This window comes from Psychrobacter sp., from assembly GCF_035469765.1.
In the GTDB taxonomy this organism is placed as follows: domain Bacteria; phylum Pseudomonadota; class Gammaproteobacteria; order Pseudomonadales; family Moraxellaceae; genus Psychrobacter.
This window is the reverse complement of record NZ_DATIRM010000108.1, coordinates 1-5916: the sequence shown is the minus strand read 5'-3', so window position 1 is coordinate 5916 and position 5916 is coordinate 1. Positions and strand designations below refer to the sequence as shown.

8 protein-coding genes are annotated in these 5916 nt (G+C 42.6%); 1 reads left to right on the top strand and 7 read right to left on the bottom strand.

Going from position 1 to position 5916, the window contains the following annotated elements:
• Positions 1-495, bottom strand: a 495-nt coding sequence (gene ubiG, locus VLN09_RS03065) for a bifunctional 2-polyprenyl-6-hydroxyphenol methylase/3-demethylubiquinol 3-O-methyltransferase UbiG (RefSeq protein ID WP_325243732.1), incomplete at its 3' end; no start/stop codon positions are given.
• A 400-nt stretch (positions 496-895) separates the two neighbouring features.
• Between ubiG and VLN09_RS03060 the strand changes: the two genes are divergently transcribed.
• Positions 896-1516 (top strand): thiol:disulfide interchange protein DsbA/DsbL, encoded by a 621-nt coding sequence (locus VLN09_RS03060; RefSeq protein WP_325243731.1) that lies wholly within the window; start codon positions 896-898, stop codon positions 1514-1516.
• Between the two features lie 144 nt (positions 1517-1660).
• On the opposite strand, the gene yjgA is transcribed toward VLN09_RS03060, so the two are convergent.
• From yjgA to VLN09_RS03030, 6 genes are all read right to left on the bottom strand, one after another.
• Positions 1661-2173 (bottom strand): ribosome biogenesis factor YjgA, encoded by a 513-nt coding sequence (gene yjgA, locus VLN09_RS03055; protein WP_325243730.1) that lies wholly within the window; start codon positions 2171-2173, stop codon positions 1661-1663.
• Between the two features lie 52 nt (positions 2174-2225).
• Positions 2226-3188: an RNase adapter RapZ gene (gene rapZ / locus VLN09_RS03050; protein WP_325243729.1), complete on the bottom strand. Its 963-nt coding sequence runs from the start codon at positions 3186-3188 to the stop codon at positions 2226-2228.
• 75 nt (positions 3189-3263) lie between these two features.
• Positions 3264-4130 (bottom strand): pantoate--beta-alanine ligase, encoded by an 867-nt coding sequence (panC, locus tag VLN09_RS03045; RefSeq protein ID WP_325243728.1) that lies wholly within the window; start codon positions 4128-4130, stop codon positions 3264-3266.
• 51 nt (positions 4131-4181) lie between these two features.
• Positions 4182-4982 carry a 3-methyl-2-oxobutanoate hydroxymethyltransferase gene (panB, locus tag VLN09_RS03040; protein ID WP_325243727.1) on the bottom strand — a complete coding sequence of 267 codons (801 nt, stop codon included), beginning with the start codon at positions 4980-4982 and terminating at the stop codon, positions 4182-4184.
• Between the two features lie 90 nt (positions 4983-5072).
• Entirely contained in the window at positions 5073-5639 is a 567-nt protein-coding gene (gene folK / locus VLN09_RS03035) for a 2-amino-4-hydroxy-6-hydroxymethyldihydropteridine diphosphokinase (protein WP_414709076.1), read from the bottom strand.
• 40 nt (positions 5640-5679) lie between these two features.
• Positions 5680-5916, bottom strand: a 237-nt coding sequence (locus tag VLN09_RS03030) for a hypothetical protein (protein ID WP_325243726.1), incomplete at its 5' end; no start/stop codon positions are given.

Here is a 5916-nt window from a genome sequence, read left to right as displayed (position 1 = left end):
CTCCATACAGGTGACCACATCAAATTGACCTGCATGGGTAGCAGCCAAGGCTTCAACTGGGATATGCTGATAGCGCAAGGTGTCTTGTAAGTTGCTTTGCTCAGCATGAAGGCTTGCCGCTTTGAGGTTTTCTGTTCCAAGGTCGATACCAGTCACATCCGCAACGCGACGCGCCATAGATTCTGACAAGATACCGCCGCCGCAACCAACATCAAGGATTTTTTTACCTGCCAAACCCGTCTCTGCAGTTCTTTGACTATCAACACTCTCATAACCGCGCTTAACATTCTCTTCTATCCAATTTAGACGCAGCGGATTGATTTCATGTAACGTGGCAAAGGCACCGGTTTTATTCCACCACTCACCTGCCAAGTTATTAAACTTCTCAACTTCGCTTGGATCGACATTGATAGCAGCATTATTGAGCATATTATCGACGACATCATCATTCGATTGAGTAGGCAAAGACTGCTCAGAAGATAAGGCTTGGCTCATAGTTTTTCCTTTATTGTTATAGTATGTGATTAAAGACTCAATATTAACATGAGTGTAGCGGCGCTGCCGTAAGTACATCGTCACCGATTGTGAACTGCCCTATCAACGCTTTAAATATCGATAACCATTAAAATCATAAGATTAAATGCCTTAAGATTAAAATTCACAAGTAAGATACCTTAAATAATGACTGACAGCTTTACAACCATTAGTTAAGAATCGGGTTCACAAATAGTCACATTTTACGCTATTATAGTTGCTATTCTATGCTAGGTCGACTTCGACGACCCTTCATTGTCTATTAGCTTTGTCATTGCTTATTTGCTTTGGCATTTATATAACTATCAAAGCTATTAATATCAAAGCAAACTTCTGAATGTTGTTATTTCAAGGAATAAGTATGAAACGTATCATCGCATTAACTGGTCTAGCTTGCGCTATTGGATTTGCCAATATGGGTGCACAAGCTGCCAATTATGTCGCAGGAAAAGACTATCGTGTATTAGATAATCCAGAAAAAATCAGCGGTGATGCTATCATTGTGCGTGAGTTTTTTTGGTATGGTTGCCCGCATTGTAACGTCCTCAATCCACACATGGAAAAATGGGCAAAAACTAAAGACAAAGATGTGGCATTCTTTAAAACCCCAGCAGCGCTAAACCCTGTATGGGAAGCCAGTGCCCGTGGTTTTTATGCCGCACAATTACTGGGTTTTGAAGACAAGACCCATGATGCTTTATTTAATGCCGTACATAAAGATGGCAAGCAGTTATTTGACCAGTCTTCACTGAGCAAATGGTATGCCTCAAAAGGTGTGAACGAAAAGAAATTTAACAGTCTTTATAACTCTTTTGCTGTTGGTACCAAAATCGGTCGCTCACAAGCAGGTGCTAAGCGTTATCAGCTATCAGGTGTACCAGCCGTTGTTGTGCAAGGCAAATACGTCGTAACGGGTGAAAGTGCCGTCGTGCCTAAAGTGGTTGATTTCCTAGTTGACAAAGTACGTGCTGAAAAGAAATAGTATCAGTATTCTCAGTTAAGCATAAAGAAGCTATTTCTTATTCTTAGCAAATAAAAAAGCCAATCATTAACGATTGGCTTTTTTGTGTTTTAGTATTTTATAGGTATCCACTAAACCAAATTCGCTTGCCCATGTCTCTCTTCGCTATTTTTTTAGATTCGTCAAAATAGCGACTTCGCGTATATAACTGGCCAAATCTGCTTTTGACTCTGCCATTAGCTCCTCATCATTTGTATGCTTAGCATACTCAATCCAGAGCAATAGCTGATACATACTATGGTGCTCAGAGGCTTTATATTGTTTAACAAACTGCTTGAGCGTACCTTCATCATTGATATTTAGACGCTCATACCAGCTCTCTATCTTAGAAACTTGTTCTTTAGGAAAGTATGCATCAAATAATGCCTTTATCAGCTCATGGCGATTTTCTTCAATCATAAGCTTGCCAACGCGTTTGGTCTGACGATTGCGTGCATTGGCGCTGGTAATATCGGCAAGCGCCAGCAATTCCGCCATAAAATAATCGCTAGCTGGTAAAGCTTTAAGTTGTTTTTTCGATAAGTTGGCAAGCGGTATCGACAACTGTTGCAAGCGCTCATGAGATTTTTTGAGCTCTGTGCGCGATACGCGCATATCTTGTTCTGACCAGTCAATCATAAAAGCTTTCCATTTTTAACAATAAATAATAAGTATAAAGGTTTTTTAGACTCTACCAACGATGCTTTTCACGGTGTTTGGCCGTTACGGTTAAGCCTTCTGGCAAGCTATCTTGTAATCTGTCTTGCAAGTGTTTGGTGATAAATACCGAGCGGTGCTTACCGCCAGTACAGCCAATGGCGACCGTCACCGTATGGCGATTGTTGTGGAGAAAATCCGGTAGCCAGCGATTTAAGAATGTAGTGATATCTTTAGTCATCTCAGCGACCTCTGGATAATCCGCAAAAAACGCACCCACTTCGGCATCAAGACCTGTCGCGGCTCGTAGACTCGGGTTCCAATGCGGATTGGGTAAGATACGTACATCAAAGACAAAATCTGCATCGATAGGACTGCCATACTTAAAGCCAAACGATAACAGGTTAATCACAATCTTATTGTCCACGCCGACATAATTACGCAGACGCTCTTTTAGCTGATGGATATTGAGCATACTAGTATCTATCTTGATATCGGCATGCTTAAATATCGGCTGCAACATCTGAAGTTCTTTCTCGATTGCCGCCGGTAAATTGTCAACGTTATTTTCTACAGCTTTGGTATCTAAAACCATCAACGGATGAATGCGGCGAGTGGCATTAAAGCGTGCAACAAGCGTCTCTTCTTGCGCCGTCACATACATCACCGTGACCGCCTCTTCCCCATAGGTCTGCTTTAAACTGTCGTGAATGTCGGCAAAGTTAGATAAATCTGCACGCGGCGTGCGAATATCAACCCCAAGGGCAATGCGTTTAATCCCACTATCACAAACCAACTTTTGTGCCGCTTCAGGCACAAGGGATAAAGGTAAATTATCAATCGAATAAAAACCTAAATCTTCGAGAATATTAAGTACCGAAGTTTTCCCTGAACCTGAACGTCCTGACACTACCAAGATACTTAATCTATCACCAACGGATTCGTTAGAATCTATAAGCTTTGATTGAGCTTTATGGGTGTCCTGATTTACCTGCATATTCCATCATCCTAATAAAGTGCATCCAGCAAATAGCAGTAGTGTTATAAATGACAATGTACAATGTTATGACGGTTAACTGACCATCACTAAATGATTGTCCAGCAAACGCGCACGTCCTAGCCATGCCGCTACCAAGATAACCCAGTCTTGCTTATGGGCGCTGCTATTTATCTCTTTATAATCAACAGCTGTCAGCTCAGCATTCTTCACTTCTAAATAATCAATAATAAAACCGGCATTGGTAATACGCTCACGAGATGCCGCCAAAAGTGCCTCTAATGGCTGCTGAGTATCGCCAATTTGTTTGGCTAAATACTGCAACTCCTGCTGCAAGATAGGCGCTTTTTGGCGCTCAGACTCGCTTAAATACTGATTACGCGATGACAATGCTAAGCCATCAGCCGCACGAATAATAGGCGCGCCAACAATCTCGATTTGATAGCTCAAATCACGAACCAGTTGCTTGATTATCGCCAATTGCTGATAATCTTTTTGCCCAAATACCGCCACATCAGGCTGCACAATATTAAAAAGCTTGGAGACGACAATGCCGACACCATCAAAGTGATGAGGGCGCGATTGACCACATAGCTGACTGGTAATCTCACCGGCACGTACTGAGGTTGGCGGCGGCAATATCGGATACATCTCATCAATAGTAGGAGCAAAAACATAGTCGGCACCAACGGTTGCGAGCTTGGCAACATCGTCATCTAAAGTGCGAGGATAGCTATCAAAGTCTTCACCAACCCCAAACTGGGTTGGATTCACAAAAATACTGACCACGACAATATCGGCATGTCGCTTAGCGATATTGACTAGCTCTAGATGACCATCATGTAGATTGCCCATTGTAGGTACTAAGGCAATACGCTGCGCTGTCCGATAAGGCTGTAGAGCAGCGCGTAGGTCTGATATATAGTGGTGAATCGTTGGCATGATTAACTGCTCTTTTACGGATAAGCTTAATTACTGAAATTTGATATTTTCTTAGCTAAACTGATGCTGCTCTGTTGGGAAGCTACCTTCCTTTACTGACTGCTGATAAAGGGCAAATGCGCCTTCGATACTATGATCATTGTTGCGCTCATCAGTCAAAAAATCATGAACAAAACGCGGTGAGTGACCATGAACCATGCCGAGCATATCGTGCATGACCAATACTTGACCATCGGTATCAGCGCCTGCCCCAATACCAATCACTGGTACAGCGACCGCTTCCGTTACCGCTTTGGCAAGCTCAGCAGGCACGCATTCTAATACCAAAAGCGCTGCACCAGCGTCAACCACAGCTTTTGCATCTTCAAGGAGTTTTTGACCTGCTTCATCGCCGCGACCTTGGACTTTATAACCGCCAAAAACATTTACCGACTGCGGTGTTAATCCCAAATGTACACAAGTGGGCGTTCCTGCTTGTGCTAATATGGTGACCAACTCGCAAAGCTCACGACCGCCCTCGATTTTAATTACGTGCGCGCCTGCTTGCATCAGCTTGCGGCTATTAGCAATGGCTTCTGGCAGCGTGACATAGCTCATAAAGGGTAAGTCCGCTAAAATGAGCGCTTGTTTATTGCTACGGGCGACATTAGCAGTATGATAAGCCATATTATCGACCGTAACAGGTAAGGTTGAATCATGACCTTGCACTACCATACCTAAGCTATCACCAATCAAAATCGTATCAATTTGAGCTTTTTCCATCATGCGCGCAAACATAGCGTCATAACAGGTCAAACAAGTAAATTTGGTACCGTCTTTTTTAAACTTATTTAAAGTAGATAACGTTGTCATATCGTTATATCATCCCCAATGCTTTTGACTCTTAATCAACCATCATTCACTTTAAATGAATGTCTCTCTATTTATTTATAGCTTAAGGTATTATGTTCTAACAACTTGCTCTAACACCTTCAAACCTGCCCAATCGCTGCTTTGTGAATAATCGACTATCGACTTTCCAGCAATCATTAGCTTAGGCGCGAGCTCTCGTAATGGTATCAAAACAAAGTTACGCTCATGCAAGCCCGCATGCGGTATCGTTAATGTTGGCTCGGTAAGCCGCTCATCGCCATACAACAATATATCGACATCAAGACTGCGCTCACCCCAATGCCGAAGGCGGGAACGCTTTGCTTGCTGCTCTAACTGTTGGCAAAATTTCAGCAGCTCAAATGGCGTTAATATAGTCTCAAAAACAGCAACGGCGTTCACAAAATCTGGCTGATCTTGCGGTCCCATCGGCACCGAGGCATAAAATGAAGAAATACGCACTGTGCGTATTTTTTCTTCATTTTGTATCATTTCAAATGCGTGCTGTAAATGTTCAACAGGCGACCCAAGCTCATTTGCTAGATTGCTGCCCAAGCCAACATAACAAGTAACCCAAGGACGTTTACTGTCATCAGTCGCACAGTTATTAGCATCATTATGATGGTCAGTAAGGCTCATACTTATCGCTATCCTTTGACCTTTGTAGCCATAACCAATGTTACATATCACCAGTACTTGGCTGACGACGACGTCGTTTCAATGGTACAGGTCCTTTATTAGCATTCGCATTACTGATAGCAATCTTGTTAGCATCTATCTGGCTGCTCATGTTTTGATTACTAGCTTCTTGTTTATTGGCAACCTGTTTGTTAGCAATCTGAGCACTTTTATCAGACTTAGCACTTGATGCTTTAACGGATTCTGGTGCTTTAGCAACGGCGTTATCAGTAGAATG

Excerpts from the sequence above, each read along its gene's own strand:
- VLN09_RS03060 (WP_325243731.1), top strand. The coding sequence starts at position 896 with ATGAAACGTATCATCGCATTAACTGGTCTAGCTTGCGCTATTGGATTT.
- yjgA (WP_325243730.1), bottom strand. The coding sequence starts at position 2,173 with ATGATTGACTGGTCAGAACAAGATATGCGCGTATCGCGCACAGAGCTC.
- rapZ (WP_325243729.1), bottom strand. The coding sequence starts at position 3,188 with ATGCAGGTAAATCAGGACACCCATAAAGCTCAATCAAAGCTTATAGAT.
- panC (WP_325243728.1), bottom strand. The coding sequence starts at position 4,130 with ATGCCAACGATTCACCACTATATATCAGACCTACGCGCTGCTCTACAG.
- panB (WP_325243727.1), bottom strand. The coding sequence starts at position 4,982 with ATGACAACGTTATCTACTTTAAATAAGTTTAAAAAAGACGGTACCAAA.
- folK (WP_414709076.1), bottom strand. The coding sequence starts at position 5,639 with ATGAGCCTTACTGACCATCATAATGATGCTAATAACTGTGCGACTGAT.